The 22717-nt window shown below is 67.2% G+C and carries 22 protein-coding genes; 11 read left to right on the plus strand and 11 right to left on the minus strand.

The window, feature by feature from the left end; all coding sequences use genetic code 11:
• Positions 1-139 precede the first annotated feature (139 nt).
• The 9 genes from IHE47_RS15975 to secB all read right to left on the minus strand — a co-directional run bounded on the left by IHE47_RS15975 (position 140) and on the right by secB (position 12192).
• The gene (locus IHE47_RS15975) at positions 140-1372 is read right to left on the minus strand and encodes an ABC transporter permease (protein ID WP_192107673.1); all 1233 of its coding nucleotides are present in this window, start codon (positions 1370-1372) and stop codon (positions 140-142) included.
• On the minus strand, positions 1369-2577 hold the full coding sequence (locus IHE47_RS15980; RefSeq protein WP_192107675.1) for an HlyD family efflux transporter periplasmic adaptor subunit: 1209 nt from the start codon (positions 2575-2577) through the stop codon (positions 1369-1371). Before IHE47_RS15980 ends, IHE47_RS15975 begins: the two co-directional genes overlap by 4 nt.
• Entirely contained in the window at positions 2574-4472 is a 1899-nt protein-coding gene (locus IHE47_RS15985) for an HlyD family efflux transporter periplasmic adaptor subunit (RefSeq protein ID WP_192107678.1), read from the minus strand. The genes IHE47_RS15980 and IHE47_RS15985 overlap by 4 nt, the downstream gene beginning before the upstream one ends.
• On the minus strand, positions 4456-5130 hold the full coding sequence (locus tag IHE47_RS15990) for an ABC transporter ATP-binding protein (RefSeq protein ID WP_192107680.1): 675 nt from the start codon (positions 5128-5130) through the stop codon (positions 4456-4458). Before IHE47_RS15990 ends, IHE47_RS15985 begins: the two co-directional genes overlap by 17 nt.
• A 399-nt stretch (positions 5131-5529) precedes the next feature.
• The gene (locus IHE47_RS15995) at positions 5530-5787 is read right to left on the minus strand and encodes a DUF6289 family protein (protein ID WP_192107681.1); all 258 of its coding nucleotides are present in this window, start codon (positions 5785-5787) and stop codon (positions 5530-5532) included.
• A gap of 467 nt (positions 5788-6254) precedes the next feature.
• Positions 6255-6503, minus strand: a complete 249-nt coding sequence (locus IHE47_RS16000) for a transposase (RefSeq protein WP_343227506.1) — start codon at positions 6501-6503, stop codon at positions 6255-6257.
• A 721-nt stretch (positions 6504-7224) separates the two neighbouring features.
• Positions 7225-10227: a DEAD/DEAH box helicase gene (locus IHE47_RS16005; RefSeq protein ID WP_192107683.1), complete on the minus strand. Its 3003-nt coding sequence runs from the start codon at positions 10225-10227 to the stop codon at positions 7225-7227.
• A gap of 156 nt (positions 10228-10383) precedes the next feature.
• On the minus strand, positions 10384-11409 hold the full coding sequence (locus IHE47_RS16010) for an NAD(P)H-dependent glycerol-3-phosphate dehydrogenase (RefSeq protein ID WP_192107685.1): 1026 nt from the start codon (positions 11407-11409) through the stop codon (positions 10384-10386).
• A gap of 273 nt (positions 11410-11682) precedes the next feature.
• On the minus strand, positions 11683-12192 hold the full coding sequence (gene secB, locus IHE47_RS16015) for a protein-export chaperone SecB (protein ID WP_192107686.1): 510 nt from the start codon (positions 12190-12192) through the stop codon (positions 11683-11685).
• A gap of 280 nt (positions 12193-12472) precedes the next feature.
• Here secB and rpmB point away from each other — a divergent pair, with 280 nt between their 5' ends.
• From rpmB to IHE47_RS16035, 4 genes are all read left to right on the plus strand, one after another.
• Positions 12473-12709, plus strand: a complete 237-nt coding sequence (gene rpmB / locus IHE47_RS16020; RefSeq protein ID WP_192107688.1) for a 50S ribosomal protein L28 — start codon at positions 12473-12475, stop codon at positions 12707-12709.
• Positions 12710-12720: 11 nt separating this feature from the next.
• Positions 12721-12888: a 50S ribosomal protein L33 gene (gene rpmG / locus IHE47_RS16025; RefSeq protein ID WP_181303365.1), complete on the plus strand. Its 168-nt coding sequence runs from the start codon at positions 12721-12723 to the stop codon at positions 12886-12888.
• A gap of 138 nt (positions 12889-13026) precedes the next feature.
• The gene (locus tag IHE47_RS16030; protein ID WP_192107690.1) at positions 13027-13575 is read left to right on the plus strand and encodes a DUF4166 domain-containing protein; all 549 of its coding nucleotides are present in this window, start codon (positions 13027-13029) and stop codon (positions 13573-13575) included.
• The gene (locus IHE47_RS16035) at positions 13565-13978 is read left to right on the plus strand and encodes a thiol-disulfide oxidoreductase DCC family protein (RefSeq protein WP_192107693.1); all 414 of its coding nucleotides are present in this window, start codon (positions 13565-13567) and stop codon (positions 13976-13978) included. Before IHE47_RS16030 ends, IHE47_RS16035 begins: the two co-directional genes overlap by 11 nt.
• Here the strand turns inward: IHE47_RS16035 and IHE47_RS16040 are convergent.
• Entirely contained in the window at positions 13968-15086 is a 1119-nt protein-coding gene (locus IHE47_RS16040) for a saccharopine dehydrogenase NADP-binding domain-containing protein (RefSeq protein WP_192107695.1), read from the minus strand. The two genes, IHE47_RS16035 and IHE47_RS16040, sit on opposite strands and share 11 nt — an antisense overlap.
• Positions 15087-15230: 144 nt before the next feature.
• Between IHE47_RS16040 and IHE47_RS16045 the strand changes: the two genes are divergently transcribed.
• Complete coding sequence (locus IHE47_RS16045) at positions 15231-15752, plus strand: DUF3016 domain-containing protein (protein ID WP_192107697.1); 522 nt, start codon at positions 15231-15233, stop codon at positions 15750-15752.
• 78 nt (positions 15753-15830) lie between these two features.
• Here IHE47_RS16045 and IHE47_RS16050 read toward each other — a convergent pair whose 3' ends face one another.
• Complete coding sequence (locus IHE47_RS16050; RefSeq protein WP_192107699.1) at positions 15831-17021, minus strand: fatty acid desaturase; 1191 nt, start codon at positions 17019-17021, stop codon at positions 15831-15833.
• A gap of 312 nt (positions 17022-17333) precedes the next feature.
• Between IHE47_RS16050 and IHE47_RS16055 the strand changes: the two genes are divergently transcribed.
• From IHE47_RS16055 to IHE47_RS16080, 6 genes are all read left to right on the plus strand, one after another.
• Positions 17334-18080, plus strand: a complete 747-nt coding sequence (locus IHE47_RS16055; protein WP_192107701.1) for an ABC transporter ATP-binding protein — start codon at positions 17334-17336, stop codon at positions 18078-18080.
• A gap of 274 nt (positions 18081-18354) precedes the next feature.
• Complete coding sequence (locus IHE47_RS16060) at positions 18355-19095, plus strand: ABC transporter permease subunit (protein WP_225562015.1); 741 nt, start codon at positions 18355-18357, stop codon at positions 19093-19095.
• A gap of 1 nt (position 19096) precedes the next feature.
• Entirely contained in the window at positions 19097-20449 is a 1353-nt protein-coding gene (locus IHE47_RS16065; protein WP_192107705.1) for a GldG family protein, read from the plus strand.
• Entirely contained in the window at positions 20446-20937 is a 492-nt protein-coding gene (locus tag IHE47_RS16070) for a hypothetical protein (protein ID WP_192107707.1), read from the plus strand. The genes IHE47_RS16065 and IHE47_RS16070 overlap by 4 nt, the downstream gene beginning before the upstream one ends.
• A 95-nt stretch (positions 20938-21032) precedes the next feature.
• Positions 21033-21860 (plus strand): bifunctional DNA-formamidopyrimidine glycosylase/DNA-(apurinic or apyrimidinic site) lyase, encoded by an 828-nt coding sequence (mutM, locus tag IHE47_RS16075; protein ID WP_192107709.1) that lies wholly within the window; start codon positions 21033-21035, stop codon positions 21858-21860.
• Positions 21861-22029: 169 nt separating this feature from the next.
• Entirely contained in the window at positions 22030-22629 is a 600-nt protein-coding gene (locus IHE47_RS16080) for a nitroreductase family protein (RefSeq protein WP_192107711.1), read from the plus strand.
• The last annotated feature ends 88 nt before the right edge of the window (positions 22630-22717 follow it).

Consider the following 22717-nt stretch of genomic DNA (forward strand, 5'->3'; position numbering starts at 1 on the left):
GCGAGCGCGAGCGCCTGCGCGACACCGTGGCCTGCCTGCGTGCTGACCAAGCCACGCTTCGTCACCCGGGTATCCGCGGACACATTGCACGCGGCACCTTGGCCGGCGCCAACGGGCAGCGCGACTGGCCCACCCGGCCTCACTCGTCGCGGATCGCCGCGATCGGATCGAGCGCGGCGGCCTGGCGCGCGGGGTAGATGCTGAAGCCCAGGCCGATCGCCACGCATACCAGCACAGAGGCCAGCACCCCCAGTGGCGCCCAGGCGACCTGCCAGCCCGCGAAGGCGGCGATGGCATAGGCCAAAGCCGCGCCGAACACCATGCCGATCAGCGCACCGGCGATACAGATCACCAGCGCCTCGCGCAGGAAGCGTTGCACGATGTCCTGCCTGCGCGCACCGATCGCCCGCAGCAGGCCGATCTCGCGGCGCCGCTCCAGCACGCTGGCCAGCATGATGTTCATGATGCCGATGCCGCCGACCAGCAGGCTGACGCCCGCGATCGAGCCCATCACCACGCTGAAGATGCGCTGCGTCTTCTGGTTCTGCTGGTACAACTGCTGCGGCACCACCAGTTGGTAGTCGTCGATGCCGGCGTGACGCTGGTCGAGCAACGCGGTCAACACGCGCGCGCCGGCGGTGAGTCCGCCGGGACTCTTCAGCTGCAGCAGGAAACGATCGATCCCATCTTCCATCGGCTGGAAGCGAAAGCGCGCCCGCGCGCTGGCCAGCGGCACGAAAATGCGGTTGCTGTCCGCATCCAGTGCCACGCCTTCGAACTTGTCCTGCCCGAGATCCCGGTCGGCCAGCACGCCGACCACGCGCAGCCACACCTGATTGACCTTGAGCAGCCGCCCCAGCGCATTACCATCCGGAAACAGCTCGTGCGCGGCCTGATGACCCAGCACGGCCACCGCCGCCAAGGTGATGTCGTCGTGCGCGGTCAGCTCGCGCCCGGCAGCGACGCGCAATGAGGCAAGCAGAAAGTAATCCGGGCTGACGCCGCTGACCTCGGCCTCGGCCTGTCCCTCGCTGCTGAACACGGCCCAATGCTTGATCCGCTTCTCGGCGGCATAGCGTTCGGCCAATGGCACCACGTCCAGGGCGGCACGCGCGTCGGCCACGGTGAGCCCCAGGCTGCGCATGCGCGCTTCCTTCAGCGCATCGCCATCCTGCGGTTTGGCCTCGACGATCAGATTGTGCAGACCCAGGCTTTCCACCAGCCTCAGCGCTTCGCGCCGGCTGCCCTCGCCCACGCCCTGCATGGCGACGATCGCGCCTACACCGAAGATCATGCCAAGCAGGGTAAGCAGGGTGCGCAGCTTGCGCCGCGACAGTTCCTCAATGGCTTCGCGCCAGCTCGCCGCGATCACTTCGCCTCCTTCGCCGCCGCCGCGAGCAGGACGGCATCGCCGGGCTGCAGGCCAGCCAGCACCTGGGTACGGGTGGGGCCACGCACGCCAAGTTCGAGCCGGCGCGTCTGCCGCCGCCCATCGGCCAGCACCTGTACCGTGGCCTGGTCGCCATCCTGGCCCAGAGCGAGATTGGGCACGCTGTAGCCACGCTCAACCTGCAACAGCACGATGCTGGCGTCGAAGCGCTGGCCTGGCACCCAGCCATAGCGACGCGCCACGGCCAATGGCACGCTGGCCTTCAGCGCGAGGTATTTCACCGGGCTTTCCTGGCTGCGCGGCTGCGCGGCCGCGGCCACCCAGTCGATCTTGCAGCTTGCCCGTTCGGCAGGCGCACCCCAGCGATGCAACTCCACGGCATCACCCACCCGGATGCCCCGAGCCTCGAGTTGCGGCACGAACAGTTCCACTTCCAGGGTGTCGAGGTCGGGCAATTTGGCGAAGCTGTCACCGGCGAAGAGGGTGCCGCCCACCTGCGGCAATTGCTGCGCCCAGTTGCGCTCCAGCATCAGCACACCGGCATGCGGCGCCCGCAATTCCAGCGCATCGAGATCGCCCTGCTTCTGCTTCTCCAAGGTGGCGTAGTTGCTGCGCTGGGCGTCCAGCACGGCCAGCTCGGCCTCGCCGCGCGCGGTCGACTGCTGCTCGCGCCACTGCAGGATGCGCTGGCGCACTTCCAGATAGTGCGCATCCTGCACCGCGTCGAGGATGTCGTTGCGTGCCATCGCCTCCAATGGCACGTTCGCGTAACGCTCGGCAATCGCGTATTGCGTCTCCACCTGGGTGAGGTCGACGCCCAGCTGGCCGCGCTTGACGGCCAGCTCGGCCTGCTTCCCAGTGCGCTCCAACGTGTTGCGGTCGAGGTCGATTTCCGCCTCGGCAAGATCCTGCTTGCTCTGTTCGGCCGAAAAACGCGCAACCAGCTCGCCTTTCTCCACCCGGCTGCCGTCCGGCAACATCCAGCTGAGCTGGCGCGACGTCCATTGTGTACCCGGCACCAGCAGGGGCGTGGGATGGGTCGACTGCAACTCGCCCTCGCCGTGCACGGTGAACTGCAATGGCCCGGGTTGCGCCCGCTCCAGCACCAGGCCATCCGTGGCGGCGTGGCGGCAGGCGCCCAACGACAAGGACAGCAGGCAGAGCAGGCCTGCACCGTGCGTCTTCATCGCGTTGCCGCTCCCTGCGCTGGAATGTCGACCTGTACCGCCTGGCCCGGCTTGAGTCCGGCCAGCCCCTGATCCAGCGTCACCACCAGATCGACCACCGGCACCGCGTCCACCCGCGAGCGGCTGTGCACGGTGTTGCCGATCTCGGCGATGCGTCCGTCCAGACCGCGCTCACCGCCCCCAGAGAGCACCACGCGCACCCGCTGGCCGATCTGCGCACAATCAAGGTCACGCTCGGGCAGTGCGGCACGCACGGCCAGCGTGGAAAGGTCCGGCATCTGCGCCACCGACTGACCCATCCAGATCTGCGAGCCGACGTCCACCCTGCCGCCGCCGAAGCTGCTCTGGTGCAGCACGATGCCGTCCCGCGGAGCGGGCACCCTGAGCGAGGCCAGCGCAGCCTTCAGCTTGGCCACTTCCGCGTCTAGCTGGGTCACCTCGGCATCGGCCATGTGCTGCTCGGCGGCGCGCTCGGCGGCGGCCACACGAGCGCGCTGCTCGGTGAGCGCGTAGCGGCGCTCGGCCTTGCTGCGTGCGATCACCAGTTTGCTGTAGTCCACCCGCGCGACGTATTCCTTCGGTTGGTTCGCCTTGCGCACGGCCTTGTCGAGGTCGGCCTTGGCCTGTGCGGTGGCGAGCTCCGCCTCACGCGCACGGTCCGCCAGATCCAGCCGCAACTGTTCCTGCCTGCGCCGCTTCTCGTCGAGCTGGCCTTGCTTGGTGGTGAGGTCCTTCATTACCGTGGTGCCTTCGAACACCACGACCGGGTCGCCCTTCTTCACTTTGGCGCCGTCGCCCGCCATCTGGGTCACGGTCATCTGCCACAGCCCGTCCACCGCCGGCGGCGAAATCGCCAGGCTGCGCTGGGCATAGATTTCTCCATCCACTTGCAGCGGCTTGCCGCGGTGCGGCAGCCCCGTGGACTCGCGGTCGCCCGGATCGTCGAGGTCGCTGTCCAGGCGTACGCTCATACCCTGCAGCAGCGCCATGTGCAGGTCGGCTGGCAAACTCACGCCAACCTCCACGTAGCGACCATCGCCCCAGGCGCTCTTGCTGGAAGGCGCCGCCGCAATCGTGCGGATGCGACCGATGGCATCGTGGCCCGGCAGCGCGTCGAAGTGCAGGCGCAGCGGCATGCCCGCGTGCAGGCCGGCGCTGTCGGGCTCCAGCACCCAGCCGCGCACGGCGTAGCCGCTGCCCGTACCCACCACCTCGCCCACCTCGGTGCCGGGATAACTGGACGAACCCTCTTCGTAGCGGCTACCGGCGCCGAACAGGTTGTCGAAACCATGCACCACCGTGCCGTCATGCTCGGCCCGTACCACGGCACGCGCCACCTGGCCTTGATAGAAACCCAGTGACAACTGCTGCTTGCGCAGTTCCAGCGCACCGTCCTCGCTTCGCCGCGTCACCGCGGCAGCAGCCTGCGAAGCCTCCGTCTTCTTCAATGCCAGCGCCTGTTCGGTGCGGCGCATCTCGCCCTGGTAGCGGTCGTAGTTGAGCGCGGAGATCAACGCCCTGGGGATGGCCGCGTCCACTGCGGCAGTGTCGCGTTCGGCCTGTGCATCGGCCAGCGCCAGTTCCGCATCGACCTGCTTGAGCTCGAGTTCGGCGATTTCCTTGACGTTCTTCGCCTCCGTCTGTTCAATCTGCGCCTGCAGGGTGCGCAACTGGCTCTCGGCCGGACCAGCGTCGATGCGCAGCAGCTCGTCGCCCTTGCGTACCCGGTTGCCATCGCCCACGTAGTAGCGCAGCACCACCGGCGAGCTGAGCGATGGCGGCGTATAGATGCCCTGTGCACCGTTCACCTGCACTTCGCCGGTGAACACCACGGCACCGGCCCCCGCCGGAACGAACACGAACAGCAACGCCAGGGCTTCAGGCCAACGAATCATGCCCGATCCTTCCGTCGCGCAGGCCGATCTGCCGCTGCGCGCGCGCGGCGACTTCGGCGTCGTGGGTCACCATCACGATGGTCTGCCCTGCCGCATGCACTTCCGCAAGCAGGGCCAGCACATCCGCGGCACTTTTCGAATCCAGGTTGCCGGTGGGTTCGTCGGCCAGCAACAACGCGGGCTTCATCAAGAGGGCGCGGGCGATCGCCACGCGCTGCATCTGGCCACCGGAGAGCTGGCCGGGCCGGTGCACAAGATGCCGCTCCAGCCCCATACGGGCGAGCAGCATGCGCGCGCGTTCTTCCAGTCCCTCGTCAGGGCCGCGCAGAAAACGGCGCGGCAGCAGCACGTTTTCCAGCACACTGAGCCGGGGCAGCAGATGGAAGGCCTGGAACACGAAACCGATGCGCCGATTGCGGAAATCGCTGGCGCGTTCGTCATCGAAGGTGGAAACATCGACGCCATCGAGTAGATAGCGCCCATGATCGGGACGGTCCAGGCAGCCGAGCATGTTGAGCAAGGTCGATTTACCCGAACCAGATGGCCCAACGATGGCCACAAACTGGCCCCGCGGTACGTTCAAATTTATTCCATCAAGTGCAGAGATGGCTTGCCCACCTACCCGATAATGGCGGGTCAACTCATCCATGTTGACCATTCAATCACCTCGATGCAAATTGATTACCTCGGTGCAAAACCTTTGCCATTTACAAAAACACACCAAAACCAGGGTAATTTAAAGCTCGCAATCATCTATATCTGCACCTCAAAAAAATGGAAACTCTATTGTGCGATCGACACAGGCCATTCGATGAGAAGTAGTAGAAGTCCACCCTTTGCCGATAAATACGAAAACTTGATCGCGTCAGTTAATGGTTAAAGTAGTAGAGCCAGATATATGTTGCGTGAATAGGACGCAATATAACTTATAAAAACTTAGCAGATCCCAAGAACTCTGTGCCTATAACAAAAAATATAGCCCAAGCTTTGGATAAGCTGAATTTCATCTATGATCAATCAGTTACCCCGCCCTATAAAGGGCGGGGCATGAGTAACACTATGGACCATAAGGATAGGGATTCGGGTTGTAGGGAAAGCACTTGGTGACTTGCTCGGTGAAATATGCAGTCGTTGTACCCGACCGAACGTTGGCGCCAGTGCAATAAATTGCCTCCTGCCCCACCTGCACAGTCTTCGCAGCACTTGAATAGTAAGTGATAATAATTTGCTCTGAAGGCGCAGCTAAAGCTACCGCGCTTACTGACATGACGGACACACCAAGCAATCCTGCAATAAAAGTACGATCAATCTTCATACTAGTCTCTCCCTACGCAGCCATTTAGCTGCCCCTCTTTAATATCACCGAACGCGGATCCCCACAAGAGGGATTTTGACTTGTCACATGATCGAAGCAAGATTGTTTGTGACTAGATCTTGAACTTCACCAAAGCGCATCTACATAAACGAACTGCGAGCATACCTTCAGGACGAAATAGGAAGCTGCACGATGGCAGGCCCTTTTAAAGGGCCTGCCATCAATCGACATCGCAAAGCCTACGACATGATTCCGAGTACAGCCGTCAACCGAAATAGCTAAACTTGAAAATATTTCGGCAAAAATTTTATCAGCCTAATCAGCTCAATCGTAGTAGACAAGGTTATATATTAGTGAATCAGGTAACCATCCCCCGGCAGAGCCGGGGCTTTTGGATGTGAGCCGCTCAAAGCAGCTGCGGGGGCGCTAACGCCCCCCTGGGTCGGCGCCACCTTGCGGTGGCTGGGCTAACGCAAGAGTTCCAGCTGATCGAGTCGATCATCCTCCTTCTCCTGATTCTGGATATACGCTCGAATCACTTCTTCATCTCGCCCTACCGTCGACACGAAGTAGCCCCGCGCCCAGAAATGTTGCCCTACGAAGTTTCGCTTCCGCTCCGCATGGACCCGTGCAAGATGGATCGCACTCTTTCCTTCCTGATTCCCCACCTGTCGCATCACAGGATGCGACAGGTGGGGAATCAGGAAATGGCTTATGACTCACATTGACCCACAGTAATGCGTCTTTTCGATTTTATCGAAAAGACGCATTACACCAGATGACGTGACGCCTGCATAAAACGAAAGAAAGCCAATAGCGGATCTTGCAATCAAGAGGCCAAATTTTTCAAAGAGCAATCGGCCTAGCTATTGAGCCTGCAAGCGGCATGGCACTCGCAGCCACTCCCGTTATTACGGCATGGGCGCGTATGGATCCGGAGGCAGACCCCACCCACCACCACACGTGGTATGCACTTCAGGCCCAGCGAATGCCGTCGTCTGCCCCCAGCTCACCGGCATGCCAGTGCTACACGAGATGCCAAAAGCGCCAACCATCGTCGTATGCGAGGCATCACTGTAATACGGAGTATAAAACCCACCGCCAGGCTTAGCCGCAGCCAATGCGGTGCCAATTCCAGCGAAAATCAATCCAGTCACCGCTGCTGCACATGCAAAATGCCTAGTACGAAATTTCATTTTTCTCTCCGTGTAATTTATAAATCCAAAGCAAAAATAAAATGAACACTTCGAAATGCACACGCATGAACAGTGTGCCTAGGTGAAGCTAAATGAATCCGTCCAACCTGTCAACTTCAGGCCAAAGTACAACGATCACGCATAAAATTGCACCCGCGAATCATTCGAAACCACCTGCTTTAATTACCCAATTGCATTGTCCAACCATTCTCATACCGCATGAATTTGCGGCGCAAAAATATCAACCCGGCGCCAGCAGCGCGTCCAGGTCGTCCTGGTCGAAGCTGAGCTTCTCGCGGCTGCCGCCGCCTTCGAGCACGGCCTCGGCGAGTTCGGCCTTGCGCGCCTTCAGCTCCTCGATGCGCTCCTCCACCGTGCCAGCGGTGATCAGGCGGAACACGAACACCGGCTTGTCCTGGCCGATGCGGTGCGCGCGGTCGCTGGCCTGCGCCTCGGCGGCGGGGTTCCACCACGGGTCGTAGTGGATCACGGTGTCGGCGGCGGTGAGGTTGAGGCCGACGCCGCCGGCCTTGAGCGAGAGCAGGAACAGCGGCACTTCGCCTTGCTGGAACTGCTGCACCGGCGTGGCGCGGTCGCGCGTTTCGCCGGTGAGGGTGACGTAGGGGATGTGCCGGCGATCCAGTTCCTGCGCGATCAGCTTGAGCATGCCGGTGAACTGCGAGAACAGCAGCACCTTGCGGCCTTCGTCCAGCAGCGGCGGCAGCATGTCCATCAGCAGCTCGAACTTGGCCGAGCCCTGCACGCCGCGCGCCGCTTCCAGCTTCACCAGCCGCGGATCGCAGCAGACCTGGCGCAGCTTGAGCAGCGCGTCCAGCACCACGATGCCGGAGTGCTGGATGCCGCGCTGGGCGATCACCTCGCGCAGCTCCTCGGCCAGCGACAGGCGCAGGCCTTCGTAGAGTTCGCGCTGGCGGCCTTCCAGCACTACGCGGCGGGTGATCTCGGTCTTCGGCGGAAGCTCCGATGCCACCTGCGCCTTGGTGCGGCGGAGGATGAAGGGCGCAAGGCGGCGGTTGAGACGCTGCTGGCATTCCTCGTCGCGCTGCTTCTCGATCGGCACGCGGTAGTAGCGGCGGAACGCGTTCTCGTCGCCGAGCAGGCCGGGCACGGCGAGATCCACCTGCGACCACAGTTCGCCGAGGTGGTTTTCCAGCGGCGTGCCGGTGAGGCAGACATGGCGGCGCGTGCGCAGGCTGAGCAGGGCGCGGCGCGCCTGGGTGCGCGGGTTCTTCACCTGCTGCGCCTCGTCCAGCACGATCAGCGCGAACGGCTGCTTGCGCAGCGGCACCACGTCGCGCGGCAGCAGCGCGTAGCTGGTGAGCACGATGTCCTGCGCGCCGAGCTGGGCGAACGCGTCGGCGCGCTGCGGGCCATGCAGAGTGAGCACCTTGAGCGCGGGCGCGAAACGCGCGATTTCGGACTGCCAGTTCGGGATCAGGCTGGTGGGCACCACCACCAGCGCGGGCTGGTTGAGCGCGCCATGTTCCTTCAGCACGAGCAGGTGGGTGATGAGTTGCAGGGTCTTGCCCAGGCCCATGTCGTCGGCGAGCACGCCGCCCACGCCGGCTTCGGCGAGCGCGTTCAACCAGCGCAGGCCTTCGCGCTGATACGGGCGCAGTTCCACGGTGAGGCCGTCGGGCACGGTATCGCTGGCGCGTTCGGCGGCGTCGCGCAGGCGCGTGGTGAAACCGCGCAGCGTTTCGGGCGCCTCCAGCGCACCGTCGCTGGGCAACGCCTGGACCAGCTCATCCAGCCGACCGGCCTGCACGCGCGGCAGGTGCAGCTTGTCGCGCGGCTTCTCCAGGTATTCGGCCAGCGGCGCCAGCAGGCCGCGCAGCTCCTTGAGCCGCACCGGCACGCGGCGGCGCTCGTCCACCGGCGCATACCACACGGCATCTTCCGGCTCGTTCGGCGCGGGGCTGAGGTTGAGCTGGTGGTCGGCCAGCGCCTGCGCCACCGCGGGCAGCAGGTTGTGGCGCTTGCCTTCCAGCTCGATGCCGATTTCCAGGTCGAAGGCGTGGTCGTCGGCGTCTTCCGCCGCCTGGCCGTACCAGCGCACCGGGCCTTCCAGCACTTCGAACGGGAAGCTCGGCGCGTACTCCAGCACGAAACCGTCGGCTTCCAGCTTGGGCCGCAGCGCCAGCCAGCGCGCGGGCGTGTTCACTTCCAGCGCGCCGGCGTGGCCGGTGCCGGGGAACAGCCAGGCGTCGTCGGGCAAGGTATCCGCCATGTCCCACGGCAGGCCTTCGGTATCCACCGCAGGCGTGAGGCCGGCGCGTTCGAGGTGTTCCATGGTGGCGAGTTCCTCCGCGCGGCGCCGCGCGATCTCCACCAGTTGGCCGTTGCGCACGCGGCGCACCAGCGGCTCGCCGCCGCGGCCCGGCAGGCGTTCGCCGGCGTAGTCGAAGGAGAGCCGCGCCCACGCCAGCGGCGGCGTGCCGGCGGCGAGGCGCGCATGGCGGGTCAACGCGTGCAGGGTCAGCACCGGCCGGGGCGCCAGTTCCGCACGCTGCAGTTCCTCGAACACCTGCGGCGGCGGGATGCGCGCGGCCAGCCGGCTGACCGGCAACGCCTCGGCGAGACTGTGACCGTAGTCGTGCTTCAACGGCGGCAGGTCCAGCCATGCCGTCTCTTCGGGCGCGGCTTCCAGATGGCCCAGCGTGGCGTGCTCGGCATCGAGGTACCACAGGCCGTCGATGCGCAGCAGGCGCTGGCTGTGCGGCAACTGCGGCAACAGGCGCTGGCTGCCGTCCGGCTCCAGTTGCCAGTGCCAGTTGAGCGCATGCGCGCGGCCCCGCGACAGCCGCAGCCCGGCCAGGCCACCAAGGAAACAGGGGGCGGTGTCCAGCAGTTCGACCAGCAGGCTGTCGCCGACGTGGCCGCCCAGCCGCGCATAGTTGCGGCTCTTGCGCTGGCTCTGCGGCAGGCCGAGCACGGCGGCTGCAAGGCGCTGCTCGTGCGGCGGCAGTGGCGCCTGCACCAGCAGATGGCCGTCCAGGGGCGTGGGTCGCAGGTAGCGGCCGTGCTCGCCCACTGCCAGCAGCACCGGCGCCACGTCGAGGTGCGCCGCGGCGGCGCCTTCGTCCGGCATCACCTCGAGGAAAAAGCCCAACACGACGGATTCACCGCCGGCCGGCGCCCTGGGCGTCTCCAGCAGGTGACGCCAGATCGTCGGCAGGTTGCCGACCGGCATGGCGTGTGGTTTCCCGTCCGGCTGCTGCATGCGCATGCGCCCCGTGGCGACGACCAAAACGCCGAGCTTAGCAGGCGGATCGGGCAGGAGCGCACCCTGTGCGCGATGGCCTTGCGCTTCGATCGGAGCACGAGGCCATCGCGCACAGGGTGTGCTCCTATGGCGGCATTCCGGGTGCGGGGGCGGTCAGGCGTTGCCGAACAGGCCGTGCGGGTATTCGGGCTTCTGCTCGCGCGCCATCAGCATCCTCAGGCCTTCGGCGGGCGTGACCTCGCCGTGCAGCACGGCGCGCACGCCGGCGCTGATCGGCAGGTCCAGCGCGTGCTGGTCGGCCAGTCGCGCCACTTCGTCGGCGGCGAGCACGCTTTCCACCACCTGGCCGATCTGGCGCACCGCCTCGTCGATCGCGATGCCCTTGCCCAGCGCCAGGCCCAGCCGGCGGTTGCGCGAGAGATCGCCGGTGCAGGTGAGCACCAGGTCGCCCAGGCCCGAGAGGCCGATCAGGGTTTCCGGCCGCGCGCCCAGCGCCACGCCGAGGCGCAGCATCTCGTTCATGCCGCGGGTGATCAGGCCGGCGCGGGCATTGAGGCCCAGTGCCATGCCGTCGGCGATGCCGGTGGCTACCGCCAGCACGTTCTTCATCGCACCGCCGAGTTCGGCGCCCAGCATGTCGCCGCCGGTGTAGGCGCGCAGGTTGGGCGCATGCAGCAGGTTGGCGACGCGCTGCGCGCAGGCGGCGTCTTCCGAATGCACGGTGACCGCGCTGGGCAGGCCGGCCGCGACTTCCCTGGCGAACGAAGGACCGGTGATGACCGCCGCCGGATGGCCCGGCAGGCGCTGTGCCACCAGCTCGTGCAGGAAACGCCCGGTGCCCGGCTCGAAACCCTTGGTGGCCCAGGCCAGCGTGGCGCCGGGCGCCAGCAGCGGCGCCACGTCATCCAGCATCGCGGCGAAGGCGTGGCTGGGCACCACCAGCAGTACCACGGCGGCGTCGCGCACAGCCGTGGCCAGATCCGGCTCGTAGCCCAGCACCGCCGGCAACTCGATGCCCGGCAGGTAGCGCTGGTTGCAGCGCGCGGCGGCCATCGCCGCCAGCGCGTCCGGGTCGCGGCCCCACAGCCGCGTCGGCACGCCGTTGCGCGCCGTCAATGCGGCCAGCGCGGTGCCCCAGGAACCGGCACCGAGTACCGCCAGGGTCGGATGCTGCGTCATGCGGCCAGAGCCTGCTCATGGCCTCCAAGTGCCTCGCGCCGGGAGCTGTTTGCGCGCAGGCCAAGGAAGAAGGAGGGAGTGGACGTCCGTCCACGACCGAGTGATGACGCCGGCATGCGGGCAAACAGACCCGGCCCTGCGGGTTGCCATCGAGTGGCCGCCATGCGGCAGCACGCGGCTTGGCCTGACGGCCAGTCAGGCGCTGCGCCACGCACTACCACCTGACGGCCATTCGGTGGCAACGCGAGGTACTTGGAGACCATGAACAGGCTCTTAGCTGTTGAGCTGGAACGGCGCGTCCCCGCCGGCCATGCGGCGCTGCTGTTCGGCGTACAGGGCGTCGAAGTTGATCGGCTGCAGCAGGAACGGCGGGAAGCCGCCCTCCAGCACCATCGAGGAGATCACCTGGCGCGCATACGGGAACAGCAGGTTCGGGCAGTAGCTGCCGATCACCCCGGAGAGCTCCTCGGCACCGAAGCCGGCGATGCCGAACAGGCCGGCCTGCTCCACCTCGGCGAGGTAGGCGGTGCGCTCGCCCAGCGTGCAGGTGAGGGTGACGCTGAGCACCACCTCGTACAGGCCGTTGCCCAGGTCCATGGCCTTGTGGCCCAGGTTCAGCTGCACCTGCGGCGCGACCTGGTCGGACTCGCCGGAAAACTCCTGGAAGATCTGCGGCGCGCCCGGCACCTCGAAGGAGACGTCCTTCACGTAGATCTTCTGCAGCACCAGCTGCGGCATGCCGCCCTGCGCGCTGGCCTGGCCGTTGGAGGCGACTTCTGCCATGGGAATCCTCGATCTGTCTGGCGTCAAAAGAGGCCGATTGTTTCATACCTGCCGGCCGCGTGCACCCGCGCCGGGCCTGGCGGATTGCGCACCAGCCTGTTTTTGCTGGATAATGCGCGGCTCACCACGCCGACCCGACCCGTTCGGGGAGCCCGCCACGCGATGCGGGCCTCGCGGCGCAGCGAGCGCAACACCCTCCAGCATCGCGTGGCGCAATGGCGCCGCTGGGCCGATGTCGCCCTGGCCAACGGGCGGTCAACAGAACATTACGGAGCTCATCATGGCCCGCATTTGCCAAGTCACCAAGAAAGGTGTGCAGACCGGCAACAACGTCTCGCACGCGAACAACAAGACCCGCCGCCGCTGGCTGCCGAACCTGCACGAGCGTCGCTTCTGGGTCGCCAGCGAGAACCGCTGGGTCAAGCTGCGCGTTTCCAACCACGCGCTGCGCACCATCGACAAGAAGGGCATCGAGGCCGTGATCGCCGAGCTGCGTGCCCGCGGTGAGAAGGTCTAAGGAGAACAGTCATGGCTAAGGGTGCAAACGACAAGATCCGCCTGATTTCTTCGGCCGGTACCGGCCACTTCTACACCACGCAGAAGAACAAGAAGAACACGCCGGAAAAGTTCGAGTTCAAGAAGTACGATCCGGTCGTGCGCAAGCACGTGATCTACAAGGAAGGCAAGATCAAGTGACGTCATGGCCCACGCGCGCAGCGCGTGGCCTGCCATGACGTCATCCCGGCGAAAGCCGGACAAGCGCGATACGCAAAAACCCGCCTTCATGGCGGGTTTTTTCTTGCCCCGTTCAACCACCCCCACGAAGATGGCTCCATGCCATCGACCACCGCCCTGTTCCGCACCCTGCTGCCACCCGCCGATTGGCCGCAACTGGCACCCACCGTGCAACGCATGCACGCCGAAGGCCGCATCGTCCAGGCCAGCGGCGAAGCCGATGTCGCAGGCGAAACACACCTCCCTGCCCGACTGCTGCGCCGGCTGCTGACCCTGCCCGAACCGGGCGCGGGGCAAGCCATCACGGTCACCATCGAGCGCCACCCGACGCACGAACGCTGGAGTCGCCACTTCCTCCGCAGCCAGATGCACTCGACGCTGCGCGCCGGCCACGACGGCCAGCTGCACGAACGGCTCGGCCCCGTCACCCTGCACTTCGCCCTGCACCGCGACGGCGACGCCATCGAATGGCAGCTGCAAGGCGTGCGCCTGCTCGGCATGCCGTTGCCGCGCGCCCTCTGCGGCACCGTGCTGTCGCGCAGCGGCATGCGCGACGGACGCTACGCCTTCGACATCGACACGCGCCTGCCAGGGATCGGCCGACTGATCGCCTACCGCGGCTGGCTGGAGATCGACCATGTCGCCTGAATCCCGGCACGCCGTCATCGTCTTCGACGGCGTCTGCGTGCTGTGCAGCCGCTGGGTGGATTTCATCCTGCGCCACGACCGCGCCGGCCGCTTCCGGCTGGCGGCCATGCAGGGGCAGCACGGACGTGCCCTGCTCGTCGCGCACGGCCTGTCGCCGGACGATCCGGTGTCGTTCCTGCTGGTCGACCAGGGACAGGGTTACAGCGACACCGATGCGATCGCCCGCGTGCTTGGGCAATTGGGCGCACCGTGGCGAATCGCCGGCGCGACGTTGCGCGCGATCCCGCGGCGCCTGCGCGATCCCGCCTATCGCTGGATCGCCCGCCATCGCTACCGCCTGTTCGGCCGGCGCGCGCAATGCCGCCTGCCCGAGCCGGAACAGGCGTGGCGTTTCATCGACTGACCGGCGCCGTCCGGATACCGGTACGCAACGCGAAACCGTCGAATCCCTCGACGATCTGCCCCAGCGTGAGCAGGCCCATGCAGGGCATGGCGCCCCTGGCTTCCACCAGGCCGTCCGCCAGCCGGCGCGCGAGCACGACCGCCGGGGTCGCCGGCACCTGCGGCCCGTCGCCCTCGCCGGCCTCCAGCCACCAGCACAGATGCAGCGGGCTGCCCTGCCCATCGCTGCCACGCAACTCCACCGCCATGCCGCCGACATCCGAACCGAAGCGCACGAACCACTCGCTCATGCGCCGCAACGCGGGTGCATGCCGTGCGAGGTCACGGATCAATCCGAGCCGCACCAGCACACCCATGCCCCAGGTGGCCCATTGCAGCAGGGGCAGTTCCAGGCCTGCGCGGAAGACCACCGAACGCGCCTGTGGATAGCGTGCAGGGAACAACGCCAGGTCCGGAATATCGCAGACGCCCACGCGGCGATGCCCGAAAGGAAACCACTGCCGCCGGCTGTCCAGCCAGCCATGCGCCACGTCCCAGCGACCGTCGCGCCAAAGACGTATGGGGCGCCCGCAATAGCCGAGGATGGACGCCACCGTGGCATCGCCCCGCGGCGTGCGGTTGCCGGGGTTGATCGCATATTCGATGGCGTCCAGCGCGCCGAACTCCGGCAGCAAGGCATCGACGACGGCCGAACTCAGCGCCGGCACGCTGGATGCGCCGCTGACCAGCAGGCGGCCGGCGCGGCGCGCGCGTTCGTCGAGACGGGAGAACCCACTGACGAAATCGCGGCCATCGGCAAGGTCGACGTAATCGCTGCCGGCATCGATGCACGCCTCGGCGACCCGATAGTCCTGCCCCTGGAACGGACCGGCGGCGTGGATCACCAGTTGCGGGCGCAATGCGGCCAGTTCCGCCGGAAAATCCGCGGCCGCCGTGTCCAGCGCATGGATGCGCACGCGCGCGTCGCCCATGGCCGCACGCAGCCCCTCCAGCGGCGCCGCGCGACGCCCCGCCAGCAGCAGCTCGAAACGTTCGTCGTGCGCGAGCCTTGCCGCGATACGCGAGCCGAACACGCCGGTCGCGCCAAGGACGACCACCCGCAACCCCATCCCTGCCCTCCCCTCGACGCGCCATCGGACTGCCGGAGCTTGCCACGCGTGTGCCCGGACCGGAAAGCCGGCGCGGTACACCGCGATGCCGCAGCAGCGTTATCGTGCATATCCGGGCGAGATCGCCCGCCGGAGGAAACCGCCATGAAACGCCGCACCGCCCTGCATGTGCTGCTTGCCGCCCTGGCGCTGTTCGGAGCGCCCGCGATGGCGACGAAGGCAGCCCCCACCAATGTCACCGTCACCTACGACCATCCCGAGCAGTTCACCGAAACGCACAAGGTGCGCGCGCTGGCGCCCCAGCTTGCCGACGACGATTACCTGAAGGTGCTGAAGTCGTACACCGAGGACCGCGCCAGCAGGATGCTCCCGCCGGGCGACCGGCTGGCCATCGTGGTGACCGACATCGATCGCGCGGGCAACTTCGAGCCGTGGCGTCCCATGCCGATGCGCGAGGTGCGCATCGTCAAGGACATCTACCCGCCGCGCATCGACCTGCGCTTCCAGTTGCTCGACGCCAACGGCAAGGTGCTGCGCGAAGGTACGCGCAAGCTGCGCGACCCGGCCTTCCTCTACGACAGCATCAACCTGTCGGACAGCGACAACCTGCGCTACGAGAAGGCCTTGCTCGACCGCTGGCTGCGCAAGGGGCCCGACCAGCTCTGAGCCGGGAATTTCCGGTTGCACCAACCAAAGAGCCCGCCAATTGGCGGGCTCTTTGGTTTGCGATGCGTGACTTGCGGATCAGGCGGCGACCGCGTAACCCTTGAGCCGTGCCGCAAAATCCTGCAGCGCGCGGATGCCGCTCTGCTCGGCCTCGACGATCCACTGCTGCAGGCCCTTGAGCGCCTGCTCGGCCCCGCGCTGTTCCATCAGCACGGCGAGACGGCTGCGGAAGTCGCACACGGTCTGCAGGGTCGGCCGCTTGGCCAGCATGGCCTGCAGCTTGCTGCTGTTGTCGGTGTCCAGCCAGCGGCCGCCATCGGCCAGCGCACGGCGCAGGCGGCGCGGCACGGCCTTGATGGTCTCGCCGGCCTGCGTGGCTTCCTCGCGCATGGTGGGCACGATCACGTTGCGGTAGTAGTCGGTCATCGCCAGGAAGCGGTGGGTGAGCACGGCCTTCAGCGTCTCGGCGTCGGGCAGCGGCACGTTGGGGCGCACGTCCAGCGTGGGCGCCACGCGCAGCACCTTGGCCAGGCCCATGGCGCGGAAGGCGCAGATCGCCGCCCAGCCGATGTCGAACTCCCACTTGCGCAGCGCGAACTTGGCCGAGCTGGGGAAGGCATGGTGGTTGTTGTGCAGCTCTTCGCCGCCGATCCAGAAGCCCCACGGGATCAGGTTGCGCGAGGTGTCGGCGCTTTCGAAGTTGCGGTAGCCGGCCCAGTGGCCGATGCCGTTGACGAAGCCGGCGGCCCAGAACGGGATCCAGACCATCTGCACGGCCCAGATCGCCGCGCCGATCACGCCGAACAGCGCGAGGTTGATCACCAGCATCAGCGCCGGGCCGGAATACGGGTGCGCGCCATAGACCTTGTGCTCCACCCAGTCATCCGGCGTGCCGCGGCCGTACTGCTGCATGTCCTCCTTCGAGGCGCAGGCGTCGCGGTACAGCGACACGCCGTCCCAGAACACCTTCTTGATGCCGTAGATCACCGGGCTGTGCGGGTCTTCCTCGGTTTCCACCTTGGCGTGGTGCTTGCGGTGCACCGCCACCCACTCCTTGGTGACCATGCCGGTGCTGAGCCAGCCCCAGAAGCGGAAGAAATGCGCCAGCGCCGGGTGGAAATCCACGCCGCGATGGGTCTGGCTGCGGTGCAGGTACAGCGTCACCGTGAAGATGGTGAGCTGGGTGACCACCAGCAGGTAGACCAGCATACCGACCCAACTGGCGTGGGTGAAGCCATGGGTCAGGAAATTCAGCACGGAATCGAGCATCGGGGCGGGACTCGGGAGGGTTCGGGGGACAGTCTAGGCGAGGGTTTGCCGTACTCGCCAGCATGTTTGCTTGGGAATCCGACATGGTAGGTAATGGCCACTTGTCGTTTCGTTAAGAGCTTGTCCAATGTCTCCGTGTGGTTCGCGCCGGGAGCTGTCTGCGCACAGGCCAAGGAAGAGCGTAAGGAATGGACGTCTGTCCACGACCGAGAGATGACGCCGGCATGCGGGCAAACGGACCCGGCCCCTTGGGTCGCCTTGCCGCGACCACCTCCGGTTGTGTGAAACCGGGACCGCCCCGACAATCGCGGGATGACCGCCGCCCGAGCCACCGCACCGCCCGTCCTGCAACTCGACCAGGTCGCCCGCCGCCGCGCCGGGCGCGAAGCCGTGCAAGGCCTCAGCCTCACGCTGGCGCCCGGCCAGGTACTGGGCCTGCTGGGCGTCAATGGCGCGGGCAAGTCCACCACGCTGGCGATGATCGCCGGCGCGTTGCGGCCGGACAGCGGCGCGATCCGCCTGAACGGCGAGGACTTCCTGGAACAGCCGGAACTGGCGCGGCACCTGATCGGCTGGCTGCCCGAGCGCGCGCCGGTGTGGCCGGAACTCACCGTGGCCGAGCATCTGGACGCCCACGGCCGCCTGCGCGGCCTGCGTGGTGCCGGACTGTGCGCTGCACGCGAAGCCACCGTCGCGCGGCTGGAACTGCAGCCGCTGCTGCGCCGGCTGGCGGGCACGCTCTCGCAAGGCCAGCGCCAGCGCCTCGGGCTGGCCTGCGCCCTGCTGCATCGGCCGGCCCTGCTGGTGCTGGACGAACCGGCGAACGCGCTCGACCCGGTGCAGGTCGACGCGCTGCGCAAGCTGATCCGCGAACAGGCCGCAGCAGGTACGGCAGTGATCCTCTCCACGCACGTATTGGTCGAAGTCACCGCGGTCTGCGACCGCGTGGCCATCCTGCACGAAGGACGCCTGTGCCACGAAGGCCCGGTACACGCCGACGATCATGCCGCCCTGGAGCGCCGCTTCTTCGAGATCGCCATGCAGGCGCGCGCCGCATGACAGAGCCGGCTCATGGTCTCCAAGTACCCCGCGCCGGGAGCTGTTTGCGCGCAGGCCAAGGAAGAAGGAGGGAGTGGACGTCCGTCCACGACCGAGTGATGACGCCGGCATGCGGGCAAACAGACCCGGCCCTGCGGGTTGCCATCGAGTGGCCGCCATGCGGCAGCACGCGGCTTGGCCTGACGGCCAGTCAGGCGCTGCGCCACGCACTACCACCCGACAGCCACTCGATGACAACGCGGGGTACTTGGAGACCATGAGCCGGCTCTTGCCCATGTTCCGACTCGAGCTGCGCCGCCTGCGCGTGCAACCGCTGGCCTGGGTGCTGCTGGCCTTGAGCCTGGCCTGGCTGGGCTGGTGCTTCACCCGCCTGCTGGGCGACTTCCTGGCCAGCGAAATCAAGCGTGCCGCCTTGCCGGACGGCCCGGGCTACGTGGATCTGGTGGCCGTGCCGCTGCTGGGCCAGCTCGCGCAGCTGGCCTTCCTCGTGGTGCCGCTGCTGGCCATGTCCACGCTGGCCGGCGAGCGCCGCAACGGCACGCTGCCGCTGCTGTTCGCCGCGGGCGTGCCGGCATCGCGCATCGTGCTCGGCAAGTACCTTGCCCTGCTGCCGTGGCTGCTGGCATGGCTGGCGCTGACGCTGGCAATGCCGCTTTCGCTGGCGCACGCCACCACGCCGGACTGGGGCAAGCTGGCCGCCGCCACGCTGGGCGTCGCCCTGATGCTGGCCACGCTGGCCGCGCTGACCGTGGCGGCCTCCGCCTTCACCACGCACCCGGCCATCGCCGCCGTGCTGGGCCTGCTGATCGGCCTGGCGCTGTGGACGGTGAACCTCGGCGCGCAGATGGCCGGCCTCAACGACGGCGTGGTCAACTGGCTGGCGATGAGCACGCACGAGCAGGACCTGCTGCGCGGGCTGGTTTCCAGCGCCGACATCCTGTGGTTCGTGTTGCTGATCGTGGTCTGCCTTGCGCTGGCCACGCGCCGCCTCGCTGCCGACAAGGAGCGCGGCTGACATGAAACTATCCAGACGCCTGGACGGCTGGTTGTTCGCCCTGCTCTTGTTGGCCGGCGCGGGCGCGCTCGGCTTCCTCGGCACGCGCTACGCGCACGTTTCCGACTGGACGGCGAACGGCCGCCTGAGCCTGTCGCCGCAGAGCCGCGCCGTGCTGGCGCAGCTGGACGGCCCGGTGGACGTGGTCAGCTACGCCAGCCCGCAGGGCGACCTGCGCGCGCAGGTCGCCGGCTTCCTGCAGCGCTACCGGCAGGCCAAGCCCGACCTCGCGTTGCGCTTCGTCGATCCGCAACAGGATCCGGCGAAGATGCGCGAGATGGGCATAGCCGTGGACGGCGAGCTGATCCTGCATTACCGCGGCCACGAGCAACGCCTGACGGAACTCTCCGAAAGCGACGTGACGAATGCGCTGGAGCGCCTGATCCGCGGCAACGACCGCATCGTGGCCTTCGTCACCGGCGACGGCGAGCGCCTGCCTTCCGGCCAGGGCGGCGCGGACATGGCGGCGCTGATGGACCAGCTCGCGCAGAGCGGCCTGCGCTCGGTGCCGCTGAGCTTCGCGCAAGCGGCCGCCGTGCCGCAGGGCACCGACCTCGTGGTGCTGGCCAGCCCCACCTCCGACCTGCCCGCCGGCGCGGCGCAGGCGCTGGTGGGCTACGTGCAGGACGGCGGCAACCTGCTGTGGCTGCGCGATCCGGCGAACGACGACCTCGGCCTCAAGCCGCTGGCCGACGCGCTGGGCGTGCAGGTGCTGCCGGGCGTGCTGGTGGACGGCAGCGGCGCGGCGCTCGGCCTCGACGATCCGCGCCTGCTGGCGGTGGCGCAGTATCCGGCCAACCCGGTCACGCTGGGCTTCCAGCTCGCCACGCGCTTCCCGCAGGTGGCCGCGCTGGCGCGCACCGGCGCGGGCGGCTGGACGGCCACGCCACTGCTGCGTTCCAGCGCGCAGAGCTGGACCGAGTTCCACCCGATCGACAACGCGCATCCCTCGGCCATCCGCTACGACGCCGCGGCCGGCGAATTCAAGGGACCGCTGGACTTCGGCTTCACGCTGGCGCGGCTCTCGCCCAGCCCGGACAAGCGCGAACAGCGCGCGGTGGTGGTCGGCGACGGCGATTTCCTCTCCAACGCCTACCTCGGCCAGGGCGGCAACCGCGCGCTGGGCGAGCGCATCTTCAACTGGCTGCTGGGCGACGATGCGCTCGTCAACGTGCCGCATGAAGGCGTGCCCGACCGCGTGCTGCGCATCGGCCAGGGCGAGCTCAATGCCGCCGGCCTCGGCTTCATGGTGCTGCTGCCGCTGCTGCTGCTCATCGCTGGCGGCCTGATCGCATGGCGTCGCCGCCGCGCATGAAGCGCGCCGCGCGCTCGCGCCTGCTGATGCTGCTCGGCGCCACCGCGCTGGTCGCGCTGGCGTTGTGGCAATGGCGAAGCGACGCACGCAATGCGCCGGGCAACCTGCTCGCACTCGATCCGGCGACGGTCACGCAGGTGACGCTGCAGCTTGGCGACGCAACCGCCACGCACTACACGAAGCGCGATGGCCATTGGTGGCGCGACGATGGCCGGCGCGGCGACGACCGCTATCTCGACACGCTGACCGAAGCCGCCTCTGCGCCCGTGCTGGAATGGCATGCCGGCGGCGATTTCGATGCCGCGAAAATCGGCCTTTCCCCGCCCAGGGCCGTGCTCACGCTGGATGGCCAGCGCCTCGCCTTCGGCGCGGTGTCCGCCACCGGGCCGCAGTGTTATGTGCAGGTGGGGCAGCGCGTGGCGCTGGTATCGCTGCGCTTCATGCCGCAGGCGCCGCAGCAGAAGCAGCAAGACCTCGGGCTGCACTGACGTGACGCCATGTCCGCACCTGCGGACATCCATGCCGGTCGTCTGCAAGTCCGCCACAATGGATTCCCGCCTTCGCGGGAATGACGACAAAAGCCATGCCTGAATTGCCCGAAGTCGAAACCACCCGCCGCGGCATCGCCCCGCACGTGGTCGGCCGGCGCGTGACGGCGGTGACGCTGCGCCGCCCCGACCTGCGCTGGCCGATCCCGCGCGAGGTTTCCGAGCTGCTGCCCGGCCAGCGTATCGAGTCCGTGGAACGGCGCGCGAAGTACCTGCTGCTGCATACGCCAGCGGGCAGCGCGCTGCTGCACCTCGGCATGAGCGGCATGCTGCGCGTGCTGCCGCCGGACGCGCCGCTCGGGCCTCACGACCATGTGGACATCGCGCTGGATCGCGGCGCGCACGCCGGCCCGCGCGTGCTGCGCTTCACCGACCCGCGCCGCTTCGGCTGCCTGCTGTGGCAGGCGCAGGGGGCCACGCACGAACTGCTGGCGAAGCTCGGCCCCGAACCGCTCACCGACGCCTTCGACGGCGATCTCCTGTGGCACACGTCGCGCGGCCGCAGCGCGGCCGTAAAGGTATTCCTGATGGACAACGCCGTGGTGGTGGGCGTGGGCAACATCTACGCCAGCGAGGCGCTGTTCGCCGCCGGCATCGATCCCCGCCGAGAAGCCGGCAGCGTGTCGCGCGCACGCTACGCCCGACTCGCCATCGAGGTGAAGCGCATCCTCGCCCACGCCATCGAACGCGGCGGCACCACGCTGCGCGACTTCCTCGCCCCCGACGGCGCGCCGGGTTATTTCTTCCGCGAGCTGATGGTCTATGGCCGCGCGGGCGAGCCGTGCAAGGTCTGCGGCACGCCGATACGACAGGCCGTGCTGGGGCAACGCTCCACGTTCTGGTGCCCACGCTGCCAGCGCTGAAAGCCCACCTCGTCGCCCAGCGTTTCCCTCGGGAAACGGTGTAACCACGGATCGCCGGCTACCCGTGGCCGCATGGCGCGCCCAACATATCCGTCATCCCGAACACAGGCATGAGACCGGAACGCCCATCGTTCCCCGGGTTCGGCTTTTCTTTATACGGAGCAACGTCATGAGCAACGCCGTGATCGAACACCTCAAGAAGCGCCGCACCCAGTACGCGCTGGGCCGCAACGTGAACGTGGACAAGGACGCCCTGAACCGCCTCATCCAGGAAGCCATCAAGCACACGCCGTCGTCGTTCAACTCGCAGAGTTCGCGCGCCGTGATCCTGTTCGGCGAGCAGAGCGTGAAGTTCTGGTCGCTGGCCAAGGAAGCCCTGGCCAGGATCGTGCCGGCCGAGGCGTTCGCGCAGACCGCCACCAAGCTGGACAGCTTCGCCGCCGGCGCGGGCACCGTGCTGTTCTACGAAGACCAGGACGTGGTGAAGGGCCTGCAGGAGAAGTTCGCGCTGTATGCGGACAACTTCCCGGTGTGGTCCGAGCAGTCGGGCGGCATGGCGCAGTTCGCCGTGTGGCTCGCGCTGACCGACGCCGGCATCGGCGCCAGCCTGCAGCACTACAACCCGTTGGTGGACGACGCCGCCCGCGCGAGCTGGAACGTGCCGGCCTCGTGGAAGCTGCGTGCGCAGATGCCGTTCGGTTCGCACGAGGCTGGCTTCGGCGACAAGGCCTTCATGGACGACGGCCAGCGCTTCATCGTCGCGGGTTGATCCAAAGCAACTTCTTCGTTCGTCATTCCGGCGCAAGCCGGACAAAAGCTCGCCTTGCGAGCGTTGAACAGCCGAAGGGCGGCCCCGC

Source organism: Rhodanobacter sp. DHB23, from assembly GCF_014842975.1.
Classification (GTDB): domain Bacteria; phylum Pseudomonadota; class Gammaproteobacteria; order Xanthomonadales; family Rhodanobacteraceae; genus Rhodanobacter_A.

Bases quoted from the DNA above. Each gene is read 5' to 3' on its own strand.
- IHE47_RS16030 (WP_192107690.1), top strand. From the start codon at position 13,027: ATGCCATCGACCACCGCCCTGTTCCGCACCCTGCTGCCACCCGCCGAT.
- IHE47_RS16045 (WP_192107697.1), top strand. From the start codon at position 15,231: ATGAAACGCCGCACCGCCCTGCATGTGCTGCTTGCCGCCCTGGCGCTG.
- rpmG (WP_181303365.1), top strand. From the start codon at position 12,721: ATGGCTAAGGGTGCAAACGACAAGATCCGCCTGATTTCTTCGGCCGGT.
- IHE47_RS16035 (WP_192107693.1), top strand. From the start codon at position 13,565: ATGTCGCCTGAATCCCGGCACGCCGTCATCGTCTTCGACGGCGTCTGC.
- secB (WP_192107686.1), bottom strand. From the start codon at position 12,192: ATGGCAGAAGTCGCCTCCAACGGCCAGGCCAGCGCGCAGGGCGGCATG.
- rpmB (WP_192107688.1), top strand. From the start codon at position 12,473: ATGGCCCGCATTTGCCAAGTCACCAAGAAAGGTGTGCAGACCGGCAAC.
- IHE47_RS15990 (WP_192107680.1), bottom strand. From the start codon at position 5,130: ATGGTCAACATGGATGAGTTGACCCGCCATTATCGGGTAGGTGGGCAA.
- IHE47_RS15985 (WP_192107678.1), bottom strand. From the start codon at position 4,472: ATGATTCGTTGGCCTGAAGCCCTGGCGTTGCTGTTCGTGTTCGTTCCG.
- IHE47_RS16010 (WP_192107685.1), bottom strand. From the start codon at position 11,409: ATGACGCAGCATCCGACCCTGGCGGTACTCGGTGCCGGTTCCTGGGGC.
- IHE47_RS16080 (WP_192107711.1), top strand. From the start codon at position 22,030: ATGAGCAACGCCGTGATCGAACACCTCAAGAAGCGCCGCACCCAGTAC.
- IHE47_RS15980 (WP_192107675.1), bottom strand. From the start codon at position 2,577: ATGAAGACGCACGGTGCAGGCCTGCTCTGCCTGCTGTCCTTGTCGTTG.
- IHE47_RS16055 (WP_192107701.1), top strand. From the start codon at position 17,334: ATGACCGCCGCCCGAGCCACCGCACCGCCCGTCCTGCAACTCGACCAG.
- IHE47_RS16005 (WP_192107683.1), bottom strand. From the start codon at position 10,227: ATGCAGCAGCCGGACGGGAAACCACACGCCATGCCGGTCGGCAACCTG.
- IHE47_RS16040 (WP_192107695.1), bottom strand. From the start codon at position 15,086: ATGGGGTTGCGGGTGGTCGTCCTTGGCGCGACCGGCGTGTTCGGCTCG.
- IHE47_RS16060 (WP_225562015.1), top strand. From the start codon at position 18,355: ATGTTCCGACTCGAGCTGCGCCGCCTGCGCGTGCAACCGCTGGCCTGG.
- IHE47_RS16065 (WP_192107705.1), top strand. From the start codon at position 19,097: ATGAAACTATCCAGACGCCTGGACGGCTGGTTGTTCGCCCTGCTCTTG.
- IHE47_RS16050 (WP_192107699.1), bottom strand. From the start codon at position 17,021: ATGCTCGATTCCGTGCTGAATTTCCTGACCCATGGCTTCACCCACGCC.
- IHE47_RS16070 (WP_192107707.1), top strand. From the start codon at position 20,446: ATGAAGCGCGCCGCGCGCTCGCGCCTGCTGATGCTGCTCGGCGCCACC.
- IHE47_RS15995 (WP_192107681.1), bottom strand. From the start codon at position 5,787: ATGAAGATTGATCGTACTTTTATTGCAGGATTGCTTGGTGTGTCCGTC.
- mutM (WP_192107709.1), top strand. From the start codon at position 21,033: ATGCCTGAATTGCCCGAAGTCGAAACCACCCGCCGCGGCATCGCCCCG.